This is a genomic window from Enterocloster lavalensis (genome assembly GCF_046603895.1).
Taxonomy (GTDB): Bacteria; Bacillota; Clostridia; order Lachnospirales; family Lachnospiraceae; genus Enterocloster; species Enterocloster lavalensis.
On record NZ_CP176637.1, the window covers coordinates 3,270,840 to 3,287,290 of the forward strand.

Here is a 16,451-nt window from a genome sequence, read left to right on the forward strand (position 1 = left end):
GGCCCACAGGGCCAGCCGCAGCCCCGCAGTCCCGTAAACACCTGTCCCACCCGTCAGAATACCCCGCAAAGGAGGTAACATCATGAGCGTAACGGTATCTGATCTATTAAAACTTCCTTCCCTAAAACCCGCGCGGGTACTGGCCGGGGCGGGTGGGCTTTCCCGCACCGTGGCCTATGTGTCCGTGCTGGAATGCGCTAATCCCCAGATTCTGGAAGATGATCTGTTTCCCGGCGACACTTACAGCGGAAGCGAGATCGTGATCACCGGTTTCATGAACAACCCGGCGGACGAGCGGCTTCAGTGCGCGGTGGTGCGCCGTCTGGCGGAGGCGGGCGAGGTGGGGCTGATCCTGTATTACGTGGGGGTCTATGTGCCCGCGGTGCCGGAGGAGATGAAGCGGATCGCGGATGAGAAGGATTTCGTGCTGATCCAGATGCCTGAGAAACGGATGGATTTCCGGTACGGGGAAGCCATCTGCGAGATCATGGAGCGCATCGTCCGGGACCGCATGGTGAACCCGGCCTTTGTGAACGAGCTTTTGGAGCAGGTCTCCCGCCTGCCGCGCCACCAGCGCACCGTGGACACCATGCTGAAAATGCTCAGCGAGCGCATGATGGCCTCCTTCCTGCTCACGGACGGTTCGCTGCGGGTACTGAACGAAGCCACCTGGCCCCACAGCCTAGGCAAAACCCTGCGGGACTTTCTGGAGGCCGGAAATCTCCCGGAGCCGGAGGGGGAGGCCGACGTCTGCATAAACGGTTCGGATTACAGGCTCTGCCGCGTGTCCGTGAAGCTGGACCAGAGCCGCCGGATGGAGCTTTTCATCTTCCGGGAAGGGGAACCCCTGTCCCGCTCTGCGGTGGAACAGGCCGGGGACGCGGTGCGCCTGGCGGCCAATATCTGGAGTACCCAGCACGAGACGGTGGCCGTTCGGGAGCTGGTGCGCGCCATTCTCCAGGATGAACCCATGAAAATGCGCCGTTTGGCCAATATCTTCCACATTGATGTAGCCGCAATCCACTCCATGGTAATTCTCCATGGAGAACAGGAGTGGAACGACGGGAACTCCGCCGCCGTTTTGCAGCGGCTGTCGGACCTGCTGAACAGTTACTTCGGAACCGTGGTCACGGACGCTTATGAGGGGGAGCTGGTTCTGTTCATGGACGGCCCGGGGTCCCTGAGCGAGGAGCGGGAGATTCAGACGGCTCTGGAAGCCTGCCTGGCCGGGGAGGACCAGCCCTGCACATTTACCTGGTGTAATCACCTGGCCGACACGGCGGCGGTGCGGGAGGCGTTCCTGCTCCACCGGGAATACCTGGCGGACGCCCGGAAGCTGTTCCCCCACAAAAACGCCTACCACACCCGGGAAATGGAGTTCGCCAGGGCATGCCGCCTGAGGATCGCGGGCGGGGAGACCGGCCTGTACGAGTGCCAGAGGCCCCTGGAGCCCATTGCAAGGGAAAAGGACGAGGCCAGCCTGGATACGCTGGAGGTCTACCTGCTGGACGCCCAGTGCAGCTACCAGCGGGCCGGGGAGCTGCTATTCCTGCATAAAAACACGGTAAAATACCGCTTAAACCGCTGCTCGGACCTGGTAGGCTACCACATCGGCGATTTCCCCGACACCCTGCCCCTCTACCACGCCGTGGCCGTCCGGCGTCTGCTGCGCTCGTAGCGGCGTACGTTTTTTGTCCAAAATGACAAAAAATCAGGCGAAAATTCGTCTGGCCGGAGGATTCCGCTCCGGTTGAAATTTTAGTATGCTTATCTGAGATAAGGCCGGCGGGGTCGATCCGCCGGCCTTTCGTGAACGTAAAGGAGCGGAAAAATATGCGGAAAATCGGATTGTCTGAGATTGAGGACATCGCCCTGGGCGCATCCCTGTTAGGAGCCGGGGGCGGCGGAGACCCCTATGTGGGAAAGCTGGTGGCCATCGGAGCGGTGCGGGAGTGCGGCCCCGTCACCCTGCTGGAGCCGGACGAGGTGCCGGACGACGCGCTGGTGATGCCCATCGCCATGATGGGTGCGCCCACCATACTGGGTGAGAAAACCATCGGCGAACATGAATACCAGAACCTGTATGAGATGGTGAGCAAGTTTTTCGGCCGCCAGGTTTACGCCTTCATGCCCATGGAGGCGGGCGGCGTGAACTCTATGCTGCCCATCGCGGCGGCGGCCAGGCTGGGACTGCCTCTGGTGGACGCGGACGGAATGGGCCGGGCCTTCCCGGAGCTGCAGATGGTGACCTTCACCATGGGTGGCGTGTCCGCCACTCCCATGGCTCTGGTGGATGAGAAGGGCAACAGCGCCATTTTCAACACCATCACTAACAAATGGACTGAGGAGCTGGCCCGGGCGGTGACCATGAGCTGCGGCGGTTCCGTTTCCGTGTCCCTTTACTGCATGGACGGCGCGACCATGAAGCGATACGGGGTCAGGGACATTGTGACCCGCAGCCAGAAGCTGGGCGAGGCCATCCGCAAGGTGAAGAGCGTCAGCGGCAAAACGCCGGAGGAGGCGTTCCTGGAATACGCCGAGGGATACCGGCTGTTTAAGGGCAAAATCGTGGACGTGCTGCGGGAGACAAAGGGCGCGTTCAACTATGGCAAAGTGGTTTTGGAAGGAATTGGAAGCGACAAGGGGCACCAGGCCAGAATTGTGTTCCAGAATGAGAATCTCTGCGCCCAGGTGGACGACCGGATCGTTGCCACTGTGCCGGATTTGATCTGTCTGGTGGACGCGGAGACCTTTATCCCGGTGACCACGGACGCGCTGAAATACGGAAAGCGGGTGCTGGCCGTGGGGCTGAAATGCTTTGAGATGTGGCGTTCCGAGGCGGGGCTGGAATTGGTGGGTCCCCGGTATTTCGGGCTGGATACGGATTACATACCGTTAGAAGAGCGGGCAAACGGAGGTGAGGCGGATGTATAAGCTGGGAATTGACGTGGGCGGCACCAACACGGACGCCGTCCTGATTGACGGGAACCGCCGGGTGGTCGCGGAGGTAAAACACCCAACCACCGGCGATATTTACGACGGCATCGTGGGTGCGGTGCGGGAGGTGCTGGCCCGGGCGGACGTGGACCGGTCGGAAATCCGCCAGGCCATGCTGGGAACCACCCAGTGCACCAACGCCATTGTGGAGCGGAAGAACCTGGCTCCCATCGGCATTCTGCGCATCGGCGCGCCCGCCACACTGGGCATCCCGCCCATGGTGGACTGGGCTGAGGATATCCGCCGGATCGCGGTGGATTACGCCATTGTGGGAGGCGGATTTGAGTACGACGGGAAGGAACTGGCGCCGTTTGACAGGGAGGCGGCCGGAAAATTTTTTGAGGGATTGAAGGGAAAGGTGGAGTCCGTGGCCATTTCCTGTGTATTTTCCACGGTGCGCAACGACCACGAGCTGGAGGCCGCGGCCCTTTGCCGGGAGGTGATGGGGGAGGGCGTTCACGTGTCCATTTCCAGCGAGATCGGCTCCATGGGCCTGATTGAGCGGGAAAATGCCGCCATCTTAAACGCCGCCCTCTATCAAGTAGCGGACCGGTTTACGGAAGGCTTTGCCCGTTCCCTGGCGGAGGAGGGCGTAACCAACGCGGACGTGTACCTGTCCCAGAACGACGGAACTCTGATGACCATGGAATATGCCAGGCGTTATCCCATTCTCACCATAGCCTGCGGCCCCACCAACTCCATCCGGGGCGCCAGCTATTTAAGCAATTTGTCTAATGCGGTGGTCATCGACGTGGGCGGCACCACCACGGACCTGGGTATGATCCAGAACGGCTTCCCCCGGGAGTCCGGCGTGGCGGTCACCATCGGCGGCGTGCGCACCAATTTCCGCATGCCTGACGTGATCTCCATCGGCCTGGGCGGCGGCTCCATCGTGCGCAGCTACGCGGACGGCAGCGTGACCGTGGGCCCCGACAGCGTGGGCTACCGCATCGCGGAGAAGGCCCTGGTGTTCGGCGGGGATACCATGACGGCCACAGACGTGGCGGTGCGCCTGGGTATGGTGGAGCTTGGCGATCCCTCCCTGGCGGCCGGGATTGACGAGGACGTGGCGTTAAAGGCCATGGAAGCCATGCGCGCCATGATTGAGGACAGCATCGACGCCATGAAGGTGTCCGGCGCGGACATCGACGCGGTGCTGGTGGGAGGCGGATCGATCATTGTCCCGGACCGCCTGGCGGGCACCAAAACCGTGGTGAAGCCCGACCATTTCGGCACGGCCAATGCCATCGGCTCCGCCATCTCCAAGGTGAGCGGTACGCTGGAACAGCTGATCAATTACGATGAAATTCCGCGGGATGAGGCGTTAGAAAAAGCCCGGGCCGCGGCGGTGGAACTGGCGGTGCAGTCCGGCGCGGTCCGGGAGACGGTTGAGATTATAGAGGTTGAGGATGTGCCGCTGGCATATTATCCGGGAAATACCAACCGGGTGAAGATTAAGGCGGCGGGGGATTTGGCGGACTAGCGGCGTGTGAGCGCGCGGCGCGGCGAAGCCGGAAACGCAGCGGTGTCCGGCGGCGTGGAGCGCGGATTAGGATTTAGAAGGATTTCCCATACCCGTTCAGCCACGCGCGGTCCTCAAAGGGCATTTTTGCAACGCCGGGGTTCTCCTCGGCGGGGATGCCCAGGGGCATGTAGATGGCTACGGTCAGGTCCTGGGGCACGCCCAGAAGATCGCCCATCTGCCGGGCCTTCTCCCCCTCGATCTGTCCCTCGATCCAGGTGGTGGCGTAGCCCTTATCCACGGCGGCCAGAAGGATGTTCTCGGCCGCCGCCGAGTAGTCGTGGATGTGGTAGGAGTTGCCGCGGTAGGAGACGTGCTCCCTGGTCAGCAGCAGAATCGCCGCGGGCGCGGTCAGGGCCCAGGGCTTGTCGTAAATCTCCGCAAGCTTGTGAGCCAGCTCGGGATCGTTCACCCCGATAAAGCGGGTGGTCTGCTGGTTGCAGCCGGAAGGCGCGGCTACGCCGGCTTCCAGGATTTCCTTAATGGACTCGGCGGGAATGGGATCGGGTTTGTAGGGTTTGCGGTAGCTTTTGCGTTCGTGGATTGCATTCATTAATTCCATGAGATCAGGTCCTTTCTGAAGTTGAGAGTTATTACAGCATGGGGTAATTTATCTTTTAATATATTTCGTGTTCTTTCCGGTTCCTTCCTGTGAAATCAAATATTTTTCAATCATTTGTTTCAAAATACGATTAGCAGTTGACTGGCTGACGCCAAGTAAGCGATCCACATCGCTCCGCACAATGGATTCCCTGGTGGCAAGGAGACTGAGAACACGTTTTTCATCTTCTGTTGGCGGTTCGTAGACCGGAACAGGTTTGGATGAGAAATTGAGATTCGGCAGGGTAATCTTAAAGGCATTGTTGGTTACTTGGATTTTAGGCTCTAAATCGGTCCCTGCGTATGCCTTGATGATTTTGGGCATTCCGGTACCGTATGCTTCAATCAGCTGCAGACGATAGAAGATGGCTGCCAACTTGGGGTTTCTGCATACAGAAAGGCCAAGCATAATATCTTCCAGAGCAATGCCGGCAGGAAGTCCGCCAACAGAAACAAATTCAATACGGTCATCATAGACGCTGATCAATGTACTGGCACTGAAAGAGTAATCTCTGTGAACCAGAGAATTGAGCAGTGCTTCCCTGAGCGCTTCTTCAGGATAATCACGGGTATCTCTGCGATATAATCCTTCAAATGTGGCTTTTGTCTGATTCCGCATATCGAGATAAGCGTACATTTCCTCCATCTGCTGGAACAGGGAACCGCCAAATTCCCGTCTGTCCTGAAATGTTGTTTTATCTGTTCCTGAAAAAGCCGCGGCTTTTATGGTATGACTGCACTGGTCAGAAAGAAGCAGCGCTACATTAGAATATATACCATCCTGCGATACCATGCCAAGTGTCTGCATTTTGGCAGCGTCAAACGGCACGTTACGTTTCTTGAATTGTTCCTCAGCGGCTTTAAAAGTGAGCTGCTGTTCTAAAGAACGCATTGTTTCAAAACTATCCCCATCTGTTTCCTTAATCATTCTGCGTATTGCGGTGTCTGTGGCAGGGTCGGTTGATGTGCCGTTGCGGACATAGACGCCACTTGGTTTTAAACCTTTGCTGCCAAGATAATACGGACGATCGGTTCCCTTCTGAACAGTTACCGCAATAATGTTTTTTCCTTCAACGCAGAGTGTTTCATAACGGACGAACATTGTTACATCCGGTTTGATGGAGTCACGAATCATGTTGCTCAGCTGCAAAGTTGACTGATCGGTATCCGCTAGGCCAATCACATTTCCACTGTCCTCTACGTCGACATATAATGTGCCGCCCCGTGAATTGGCAAAGGCAATAATCTCCTTGCAAATGTCACTGATCAACTGGGATTTCAATTCTACAGTGTCGCTTTCGGTGAATGTCATAAGGCACCTCCAGTGGTTCTTCTATTTATGATTATATTCATTCTTGTCATTCTTGTCAAATACTATTCATAAAATGGTGAGAAGAATGATGAGAACCGCAGAGTATTAGAATTTTAGAACAGGATTTTCCTAAAAGAAAGCAAAAATCCTGTGTGCTTTTTTGCACTCTATAGATGAATATCACGACATAAAAAATGGACAAACCCATTTAGTCAGCAGGGTTTGTCCATACACAACATAGAACGAAATGCGGGTAGCCGGACTTGAACCGGCACGGAGTCGCCTCCGAGGGATTTTAAGTCCCTTGTGTCTGCCTATTCCACCATACCCGCAATGCACGTGCCACGGCTGAAAACGAGGACCTTTAATACGCTCTGCGCTGATGTCCTTAAGCTATAACTGACACGCTAATGGGCGGAGGTGGATTCGAACCACCGAAGCAATTTGCAGCAGATTTACAGTCTGTCCCCTTTGGCCACTCGGGAATCCGCCCATTTACTGGATAAGCAGTGATAATAATACCACATGCAGGCCAAAAAATCAAGGGTTTTGAAAAGAATATTAGTCGGATTCCCCCGGAATGTGGCCGTTAAGCCGGCTTACTTTCCTGGCCGAAAAAGACCGCCCTGCGTTTCGCGGCAGGACGGCCTTTCCCGGTTGAGTAGGAGTGCATCTATTTCCCCAGCTTACGCTGGAAGAATTTCACAATCTCCATGATCGGGATGATGAGTACCGCCAGTCCCAGGGCGACCGCATACTCGTTTAAGTCAATGGGAGTAAACTCAAAGGCGGCGGCCAGGAACGGCACTTCAATCACAGCGGTGGTCAGTATTAGGGATACGACCATGGCTCCGAACAGGAAATGATTGTGCGTGGTCATTTTGAACAGGGAGCCGCGGCGGCTTCTCATGTTCAGGGAGTGGAAGATTTCAACCATGGACAGGGTTAAAAATGCCATGGTGGTTCCATCTGGGCTGTTGACGAATTCCCATACACCGCTCTCGATGTAATGGCCGATGAGGTAGGACACCATCACCAGGACGGTGACGATTGCGCCCTGGAAGAACACGTCGAAGCCCATGCCGCCCGCAAAGATTCCCTCTTTGGGATCTCTGGGAGCGCGCTTCATGATGTCGGGCTCGCTCTGCTCCAGCCCCAGCGCCAGGGCCGGGAAACAGTCGGTGATCAGGTTGATCCAGAGCAGGTGCACCGGCTCCAGAATGACAAATCCGATCAGGGTTGCGAAGAAGATCGCCAGCACCTCCGCCAGGTTGGAGGCCAGCAGGAACTGGATGGCTTTGCGGATATTGGCGTAGATCCGGCGTCCCTCCTCCACGGCTGAGACGATGGTGGCGAAGTTGTCGTCCGCCAGCACCATGTCCGCCACGTTCTTGGTCACGTCGGTGCCGGTGATGCCCATTCCGACACCGATGTCCGCGCTCTTGATGGAGGGGGCGTCGTTGACGCCGTCGCCGGTCATGGCGGTGATTTTACCCTTGGATTTCCAACCGGTGACGATGCGCACCTTGTGTTCAGGCTGCACTCTGGCGTAAACGCCGTAGTGCTCGATGTTCTGGTTGAATTCCTCGTCGCCCATGTCGTTTAGCTGGGCGCCGGTGATGGCCTGGGAGGCGTCGGTGATGATTCCAAGCTCCATGGCGATGGCCACGGCCGTGTCCTTGTGGTCGCCGGTGATCATAATGGGACGGATTCCCGCCTGGCGGCATTCCACGATAGCGGCTTTCACCTCCGGGCGCACCGGATCGATCATGCCGGACAGGCCCAGGTAGATGAGATCCTGCTCCAGGAATTCAGGATCGGAGTTCTCGGGCAGCGCGTTCCAATCGCGTTTGGCGGCGCAGAGCACCCGAAGCGCCCGGTCTGCCATGGATTTGTTGCTCTTTAAAATGGCTGCGCGGATCTCGTCGGTCATGGGAACGGCCTGGCCGCCCTCCATCACCCTGGTACAGCGCTTTAACACCTCGTCGGGCGCGCCCTTGGTGAACTGGACGATCTGTCCGCCCTCCGTCTGGTGGACGGTGGACATCATCTTTCGCATGGAGTCGAAGGGAGCTTCCGCCACACGCACATAGCGGGCCTTCAAGTCGTTTTTGGCCATTCCGTGCTTGTAGGCGTCGTTGACCAACGCGCACTCCGTGGGCTCGCCAACCGCGTCGTGGCTGTCCGGATCCAGCTCCGCGTCGGAGCAAAGGGCCATAGCCAGGACCAGAGCTTCCTCATCCCCGGCCACGTGGTCCACCACGGTCATTTTATTCTGGGTCAGGGTTCCTGTTTTATCGGAACAAATAATCTGGGTACATCCCAGGGTTTCCACGGCGGTCAGCTTGCGGATGATGGCGTTGCGCTTGGACATGTTGGTCACGCCGATGGAGAGCACGATGGTCACCACGGCCGCCAGACCCTCGGGAATGGCCGCAACGGCCAGGGAGACGGCTACCATGAAGGTGCTTAAAATCGTATCGCCGGTGATTCCCTCAGGGGTCATATTGGCCCGGAACAGGCCCACGGCAAAGATCACCGCACAGATTCCCACCACCAGCACGGTGAGGATTTTACTCAGCTGGTTCAGCTTAATCTGCAGAGGAGTTTCCTCGTCCTTAGCCTGGGAGAGAGCGTCCGCGATCTTACCCATCTCCGTGTTCATGCCGGTTCCGGTGATCACGGCTTTACCGCGGCCGTATACCACGGTGGAGCCCATGTAGATCATGTTCTTGCGGTCGCCCAAGGGAACATCCTTCTCGCCTTCCAGGTTCAGCAGGCTGACGATTTTATTGACCGGAACGGACTCGCCGGTGAGGGCCGCTTCCTCGATCTTCATGCTGGCGCACTCGATGATCCGGCCGTCGGCGGGAACCGAGTCGCCCGCTTCCAGCACTACCACGTCGCCGGGCACCAGGTCTTCGCTCTTTAAGGTGACGATTTTGCCGTCCCGCAGGACCTTGCTGGTAGCGGCCGCGATTTCCTGCAGGGCCGCGATGGCGGCTTCCGCCTTGCTCTCCTGCACCACGCCCAGCACGGCGTTGATGATAACCACAAACATAATAATGATAACGTCGGCGAAGGATTCCCCCTCATAGAACGCGGTGATGCCGGAGATCACGGCGGCGACGATCAGAATAATGATCATGGGATCCGCCAGCTCTTCCAAAAAGCGTTTGACCAGGGAAGTTTTCTTTCCTTCCTTCAGCTTGTTCCGGCCGAATTTTTCCAGCCGGCCCGCGGCGTCCCCGCTGGTGAGGCCATCCGGAGATGAGTTTTGCTCCTTCAGCACGTCCTCAACACTGGTTAAGTACTCTTTCACGTTTTGCTCCTCCTTTAAACTGTGTGTGAAAAAAGATGATAAATTTGTAACTGTTCAGTAGATCTGCGCGCTTGCTGCGCTGACCGTATGAAAATCTAAGCCTGCGGGCAAAAATCCCTCATATTTGTGAAGGTACTGAACAGATATATAAATTTATAAAAAAGACCCATACACAGCTATGTTAAACAAACCTGCATATGAGTCTCATTCTCTACAGATAAGCCAGACCGCCGTGCAGCTGCCATTATGTTGACTTACCTCGCATGCTATTATAGTATGCGGAATTACTCCCTCATTTATTCCCGGACGGCGCAGCGTAAAACGAACGGTTCGACAGCAGCGGCCGCAGCCGGAAATAGGAAATTTTCAAGGAAATTCGTTTCGGGAGGAACGGCCCGGGACAATAAAAAAAGACTCCCCCCGGCCACTTCTTCCAAGAAACGGACAGGTAAGTCTCGTCATTTAAAACCAAGCCAGGGAACCGAACTCTACGAGTGATTCCAGTGATGTTGACTTCGCCACGCACCGCTGCGCCGACTACTCCCTTACAATAGAATAAGACTAGCACGATTTGGAAATACTGTCAAGAATTTTTGTTGTTAAGATTTCGCCAAAAAATAGAAAGTGGTATTGACAATTAAATAACGAAGTGTTATATTGAGAAAGGATTTGAGATCCGTTTTTAAATAAAAAGTTTGTTTAACTATTAAATGAACTTTTGAAATATCCCGGGATCAGGTAGGAATTGGTACATATATATTATGTAAAGATTGGCAAAATTATTTTTTTGCCAAGTTTGTTTAAGACACAAACAAATTAGTGGAGAATAATTAACAATGAATGGAAATACACAATTCAAATACCGCTGGTGGGGGAAGGGCGACATTGACGCGTCCATCGGGATCTTCTTCGACGGGTTTTCGAAAATCCTGACCGCCACGGGGATTATGACCGTGGTGTTCGGCATGCCGGCCCAGGTGGTGATCGGAAAGGTGGTGCCGGGCATCGGTCTGGCGATCCTTCTGGGAAACCTGTGGTATTTTTACGAGGCCCGGTGCCTGGCCCACAAGGAAAAGCGGCACAATGTGACCTCCCAGCCTTTTGGAATCGGGGCCTCTCAGCTGTCGGGCTGGCTGTACCTGATCATCGGACCGGTGTACTGGCAGACTGGGGATTCCGGTCTGGCGTTGCAGGTGGGCCTGGCGGCTGCGTTTGTGGGCGGCCTGGTGGAGGTCGCGGGCGGCTTTGCCGGGCGATGGATCGTGGAGACGATTCCCAACAGCGCGCTGATGGGAAATATGGCCTCCTCCGCCATGGTGTGGCTTTCCATTGTGGGACTGGCCATGGTGTTCGACAAACCGGTGTACGCGGTGCTGCCCCTGTTTATCATCATCATTGATTATCTGGGTAAGGCGGATAAACGGTTCGCCAAAATCCCCTCCGGGGTGATCGCCATTCTCATCGGAACCGCTGTGGCCTGGGCCTGCGGATATCTGACGCCGGGAGCTCTTAAGGATTCCTTCTCGGAGATCGGATTTTACCCGCCCTCCCTGGGAATCGGCGATATCGCAGCCGGATTCAAAGGCATTGTGCCGTACCTGCCCGTGATCATTCCGCTGCAGATCAACAATTTTCTCTCCACGCTGCAGGGACTGGAATCCGCCAAAATGGCCGGGGACGTCTACCCGGAGCGGCGCTCCATGATTATGGACGGCGTTTCCACCATGACCGGCGCGCTGTTCGGGAATCCCTTCCCCACCACCGTGTACTTCGGCCACCCGGGCTGGAAGGAACTGGATGCCAGGGCGGGATTTTCGCTGGTCAACGGATTTTTGTGCCTGATCATCTGTACCACCGGTCTGACCGGGGTGCTGATGGCCCTGATTCCAACAGAGGCGGTGATGGTGCTCCTGATCTTCATCGGATTTTCCGTGACGGACAACACCTTCCGGTCCATGGACAAAAAGTATTATAACGTCATTTTGCTGTCCATGATCCCGATCCTGTTCCAGTACGTGCAGACGCTCATCAGCTCCTCGGTCCAGGCGGCCGGACTGACTATGGCGGCGGTGACGGCGGAACAGTTTGCGGCATATTCCGTGCCCATTCAGGGGATCATGTACCTGGGAAACGGCGGATTTCTCACCAGCCTGCTGCTGGCGGGCCTGCTGGCCTGCGTGGTGGACCGGCGCTACAAGATGGCGGGGGCCTTTGCACTGGTCATGGCCTTCTGCGCGGCCATCGGCATGATCCACTGCGAGGGAATCGCGCTTCTCACAGGGCCGGGGATAATCTTCGGCACGGTTTACCTGACGGTGGCCGCGCTGCTCTTTATGAAGGGGCATTTTTTTGAGCCGGGAAGCGGGCAGAGGGCCTGACCGGAGGCGGAAACGGGCGTTGGGAATTTTAAGATGAGACGGCCAGGGGCTGCGGCCCGGCGTAGAACCGATTCGGATGACGGCCCACGCCGCCGCCCCCAAATCATAACCGAATCACAGAAACAATTAGTAGGAGGATAAACGGTATGGAAAAGGCAAGAATACCATTTTTTAAGAAAGCGGACTTAGACGCGTCCATCGGCGTGTTCTTTGACGGATTTTCCAAGGTAATTGTGGCAATCGCCATTTTGGCGGGCACCTTTGGGCTGGACTCGGGAACGATCTTCGGCACCATGATGCCCGGTATGGTTTTGACGGTGGTCGTTTTAAACGGCGGACTTTGGCTCTACTACAGAGGCATTGCGGCCAAGCGTAACGATCCGGGTCTGACCGCCATCCCGGCGGGACTTCAGGCGGGCAGAATGTTCATCTGGCTCTACAGCATCATGCTCCCCGTGTTCCTGAGCACCGGAAATGCGGATCTGGCCTTTAAGGCCGGCGTGCTGGCCCATCTGGTGGGCGGCATCGTGTTCATTATCGGGGCCTTTGTGGTTCCACTGGTGTTAAAGATCGTTCCGGCGGGCGCGCTGTTCGGCTCTCTGGCCGGCGGGGCCATGGCGTTTCTGATCATGCAGTCCATGAACGGAGTGCTGAAAATGCCGTTGGTGGGCTGGCTGTCCCTGATCGTGCTGTTTGTGATCTACCTGGGAAAGGTGGAGACCAAGCTGCCCGCGGCTCTCATCGCCATTGTGGTGGGTTCCGCCGTGGCCTGGATCAGCGGCGTCATGGGCTTTGGCGCGGTGCAGGAATCTTTGAGCAGCCTGAACTTTTACATACCCCACCCCACTCTGGGCATCTTTGACGGAGCGGTGGTATCGTCCATGGTCCCCTTCCTGCCCATCATCATCGTGTTCTCCTTAAACGAGGTAATCACCGGCATCCAGGCGGTGGAGCAGGCCAGGGAGTGCGGCGACACCTTTTTCACCAACACCAAACCTCTGGTACTGTGCGGCCTGGCAAGCGTGGTGGGAGCCTGCTTCGGCAACCCCCTGGCCGTGGGCCTCTACTGGGGCTACCCGGGTTGGAAGAAAATGGAATCCGGCACCGGCTACCATCTGGGCATCGTGGTGTTGTACGCCCTGGTTGGCCTGACCGGCCTGTCCGCCATCATCAACGCGTTTATCCCGGAGGCGGTTGTGCTTCCCATCCTGGTGTTCGTTGGAATTTCCAGTTACTCCCAGGCCTTTGAGGTGGTGGACCGGAAATATTTCCCCGCCGTCATTATGGCCTCCCTGCCGGTGGTCATGGACTTTATCGTGGACAACATGCGGGAGGGCGCGCTGCCCGGATTTATGGCCTTTGATCCCGGCTCCGCCTTTGTGGGACTGCTGGTGGGCTGCGTGTTTGTATTCATTATTGATAACAACTGGAAAAATGCTTCCATCACCAACCTGGCGGCCCTGGGTCTGACGGGAATCGGCATGATCCATTCCCCGGGAATCCTGGGAACCGAGACTTACGCTCCGGACATGGGATTTGTCCAGGTATACGTTGTGCTGACAATCGCATTTTTTGTTATGCATGTCATGAAATTTAACCAGAAAGAGAGGAAAACGCAGTGAAGACACTTGTGATCATAGGAGCGGCCAGACTCAACGGCCACACCCGGAAGATGGTGGACCTGTTCCTGGAAAACCTGGACGGGGAGAAGGAAATCATCGACGCGTACCGCACGGATGTGAAGCCCTGTATGGACTGCCGCTACTGCTGGAAAACCAAAGCCTGCGTCATCAAGGACGGGATGCAGGATATTTATCAGAAGATTGAGGAGGCGGATAACATTCTCCTGGCCTCCCCCATGTATTTCCACTCCATCACAGGGCGCATGAAAGCCCTGATCGACCGCTTCCAGGTGTACTGGGCGGGCCATGTGAGAGGCGATATGCCAGAGAAGCCCCTGCGCAAGGGAGCCATCCTGATGGTGGGCGGCGCGCCCGCCTTTGAGAATCAGTTTTTAGGCGGGGAGCTGGTGCTTAAAAATCTGCTGAACGATCTGAGCGCCCAGTGCCTGGGGCAGGTCTGTCTGCCCAACAGCGACCGGGATTCCCTTGAGACCCGGCCGGACATCGCCGAGGCGGTGGTGGCGCTGGCCAAGAAGATGAACAACGCGGAATAAACGCCGCGGGAACCATAAAACACAAACATAAAGGAGGATTTTATTATGCAGGGTTATACGTATACCAAGGGAGAGCATTATCCGATGGAGCATCTGGTGTTTAAGGTGGCGCCGGAGGATGTGGAACGTTATCTGGAAGTGGACCACGAAATCTGGACCTTGAAGGAAGCGTATGCGCCGGGTTTTGACCACATTCCGTTCCTGTACAAGGAAGTGTGGCTTAACGACAACAAACCGGGCGAGATCCACTTCATTTTTGCCTGGGAGAGCATCGAGTCCTGGAGAGAGATCGACCAGAAGGAGTACCAGGCCCAGCTGATCAAGGAGTTCGACGAGAAGTTCGGACGTCCCTACGAGCTGATCCGCGTGGTGCAGAACGAGGAGAACTTCGGCGTGCACCGCTACAGCCGCTTTGAGAGAATCTGATTGGGAGGAAAACGAAATGAAATTTGCAGATAAAGTTGTGATCATTACAGGCGCCAGCTCCGGCATCGGCGAGGGCGTCGCCAAAAAGTTCCTCGCAGAGGGCGCCAAGGTGGTAGGCTGCGGCGTTGAGCCGGAGATGCACATTCAGGATGAGAACGCCATCTACGTGCAGGCTGATTTGACCGACGCAGCGCAGGCCTGCCGCGTGGTGGAGGAGGCCGTGAAGGCGTTCGGCCGCGTGAACAAGCTGGTTTGCTGCGCGGGCGTGACCTTTATCGGCTCCCTGGAGACCACGGACTACGACAAGTTCATGCGCGAGTTGTCCATCAATCTGGGCGGCGTGTTCAATATGTGCAAGGCTGCGGTTGTGGAGCTTAAGAAGCAGGAAGGATCCACCATCGTGACCGTGGGCTCCGACCTGGGCGTCCGCCCCATCCCGGAGCGCATCGGCTACTGCCCGTCCAAGGCCGGGGTAATCATGCTGACCAAGTGCATCGCCCTGGAGTTCGCCCCCCATATCCGCGCCAACGCCATTCTTCCGGGCCTGGTGCGCACGCCCATGATCGAGCAGCGTTTCACCGAGGCCGAGGATCCGGCGGCTCTGGAGGAGTCCTACGCCAGCTTATACCCCCTGCACAAGATGGGCAAGATCGAGGACATGGCCAACGCCATCGCCTTTTTGTCCAGCGACGAGAGCGGGTTCATCACCGGCGAGATCATGCAGGTCTGCGGCGGCAGCCTGATCTGACGGGAGGGAGAGAATATGGCGACCTCTTTATTCAAGATGCCATTTGACATCGAAAAGACAAAAATCAGACAGATTTACCGCAGCGAGGAGCTGGAGAAGGCCCAGGTGGAGACCATCACCTGCGACGAGATGAAGCAGATTTATGGCGAACTGAAATTTGACCGCCTCCACGAGGACCGTCCCTATACATATACTTCCTTAGTAACCTCCATCGACGGGCGCATCGCTTTCACCGACGCCCCTCAGGGTCCGCTGATCGCCAAGATGAACCAGTATGATGGCGACGGAGCCGGAGCGGACTGGTGGATTCTCAACATGCTGCGGGCCGTGTCCGACGGGGATATCATCGGAGCGGGAACCATGAACGCGGAGAGCGATTACACCGCCCACGTGTTCTCCCAGGAACTGGAAAATGCCAGGATCGCGGCCGGGATGCAGCCGGTGCCGTGGAATATCATTTCCTCCCTGGACGCCACGGACATTCCCTTTGACCATGTGCTGTTCAAGACGCCGGAGGTGCCGGTGATGATCAGCACCTCCAGGGCGGGAATCCCGGTGATTCAGGAGAAGATGAAGGAAGATTACTATCTGGTGGGGCCGGTGGAGGACGTTTCCCAGGTGACGGAGGAGATGATCGCCGCCATGAAGCAGAACCGGGACAAGATTCTGGTGATCGCCACCGGAGACAAAGCGCCGGATTCCAGGGTGGCCCTCTATATTATGAAGAAGTTCGGCCTGGACAAGGTGCTGGTGGAAACGCCGTCCTACATGCATTTCCTGGTAGCCCAGGGGCTGATGGATGAGTTATTTTTCAATTATTCCTGCATTTATGTGGGCGGCCAGGCGCTGACCATCGGCAAATTCGGGCGGGAGTTCGGTTCCAAGGACCACCCCCACACCCGCATGCTCAGCATCCACACCCACAGCGATCATTTCTTCTACTTCCGTCACAAGCTGATTTACGGCTAGG

At 56.6% G+C, this 16,451-nt stretch carries 12 protein-coding genes and 2 tRNA genes; 9 read left to right on the plus strand and 5 right to left on the minus strand.

Annotated features, from left to right (window positions below; translation table 11 throughout):
• Positions 1–82 precede the first annotated feature (82 nt).
• From ACK2JC_RS14615 to ACK2JC_RS14625, 3 genes are all read left to right on the plus strand, one after another.
• A complete protein-coding gene (locus ACK2JC_RS14615) occupies positions 83–1,678 on the plus strand; it encodes a PucR family transcriptional regulator (protein ID WP_320937430.1) in 1,596 nt (531 codons plus the stop codon).
• A 155-nt stretch (positions 1,679–1,833) separates the two neighbouring features.
• Positions 1,834–2,934: a DUF917 domain-containing protein gene (locus tag ACK2JC_RS14620; protein ID WP_302326840.1), complete on the plus strand. Its 1,101-nt coding sequence runs from the start codon at positions 1,834–1,836 to the stop codon at positions 2,932–2,934.
• A complete protein-coding gene (locus tag ACK2JC_RS14625) occupies positions 2,927–4,480 on the plus strand; it encodes a hydantoinase/oxoprolinase family protein (protein ID WP_320937429.1) in 1,554 nt (517 codons plus the stop codon). Before ACK2JC_RS14620 ends, ACK2JC_RS14625 begins: the two co-directional genes overlap by 8 nt.
• Positions 4,481–4,553: 73 nt before the next feature.
• Here ACK2JC_RS14625 and ACK2JC_RS14630 read toward each other — a convergent pair whose 3' ends face one another.
• The 5 genes from ACK2JC_RS14630 to ACK2JC_RS14650 all read right to left on the minus strand — a co-directional run bounded on the left by ACK2JC_RS14630 (position 4,554) and on the right by ACK2JC_RS14650 (position 9,753).
• A complete protein-coding gene (locus ACK2JC_RS14630) occupies positions 4,554–5,081 on the minus strand; it encodes a nitroreductase family protein (RefSeq protein WP_320937428.1) in 528 nt (175 codons plus the stop codon).
• A 48-nt stretch (positions 5,082–5,129) separates the two neighbouring features.
• Positions 5,130–6,431, minus strand: coding sequence for an RNA-binding domain-containing protein (locus tag ACK2JC_RS14635; protein ID WP_320937427.1), 1,302 nt, complete (start codon positions 6,429–6,431; stop codon positions 5,130–5,132).
• A 248-nt stretch (positions 6,432–6,679) separates the two neighbouring features.
• Positions 6,680–6,763, minus strand: a tRNA-Leu gene (locus ACK2JC_RS14640).
• A 79-nt stretch (positions 6,764–6,842) separates the two neighbouring features.
• Positions 6,843–6,924, minus strand: a tRNA-Tyr gene (locus tag ACK2JC_RS14645).
• 180 nt (positions 6,925–7,104) lie between these two features.
• Positions 7,105–9,753, minus strand: a complete 2,649-nt coding sequence (locus tag ACK2JC_RS14650) for a cation-translocating P-type ATPase (RefSeq protein ID WP_320937426.1) — start codon at positions 9,751–9,753, stop codon at positions 7,105–7,107.
• An 836-nt stretch (positions 9,754–10,589) separates the two neighbouring features.
• Between ACK2JC_RS14650 and ACK2JC_RS14655 the strand changes: the two genes are divergently transcribed.
• The 6 genes from ACK2JC_RS14655 to ACK2JC_RS14680 all read left to right on the plus strand — a co-directional run bounded on the left by ACK2JC_RS14655 (position 10,590) and on the right by ACK2JC_RS14680 (position 16,450).
• Positions 10,590–12,131 (plus strand): uracil permease, encoded by a 1,542-nt coding sequence (locus ACK2JC_RS14655; RefSeq protein ID WP_320937425.1) that lies wholly within the window; start codon positions 10,590–10,592, stop codon positions 12,129–12,131.
• Positions 12,132–12,277: 146 nt separating this feature from the next.
• Positions 12,278–13,753 (plus strand): permease, encoded by a 1,476-nt coding sequence (locus ACK2JC_RS14660; protein WP_320937424.1) that lies wholly within the window; start codon positions 12,278–12,280, stop codon positions 13,751–13,753.
• On the plus strand, positions 13,750–14,307 hold the full coding sequence (locus tag ACK2JC_RS14665) for a flavodoxin family protein (RefSeq protein ID WP_107435874.1): 558 nt from the start codon (positions 13,750–13,752) through the stop codon (positions 14,305–14,307). Before ACK2JC_RS14660 ends, ACK2JC_RS14665 begins: the two co-directional genes overlap by 4 nt.
• A 45-nt stretch (positions 14,308–14,352) precedes the next feature.
• On the plus strand, positions 14,353–14,733 hold the full coding sequence (locus ACK2JC_RS14670; protein WP_107435875.1) for a TIGR03792 family protein: 381 nt from the start codon (positions 14,353–14,355) through the stop codon (positions 14,731–14,733).
• A 16-nt stretch (positions 14,734–14,749) separates the two neighbouring features.
• Entirely contained in the window at positions 14,750–15,481 is a 732-nt protein-coding gene (locus ACK2JC_RS14675; protein WP_007706774.1) for an SDR family NAD(P)-dependent oxidoreductase, read from the plus strand.
• Positions 15,482–15,496: 15 nt separating this feature from the next.
• The gene (locus tag ACK2JC_RS14680; protein ID WP_092362680.1) at positions 15,497–16,450 is read left to right on the plus strand and encodes a dihydrofolate reductase family protein; all 954 of its coding nucleotides are present in this window, start codon (positions 15,497–15,499) and stop codon (positions 16,448–16,450) included.
• Position 16,451 lies beyond the last annotated feature (1 nt).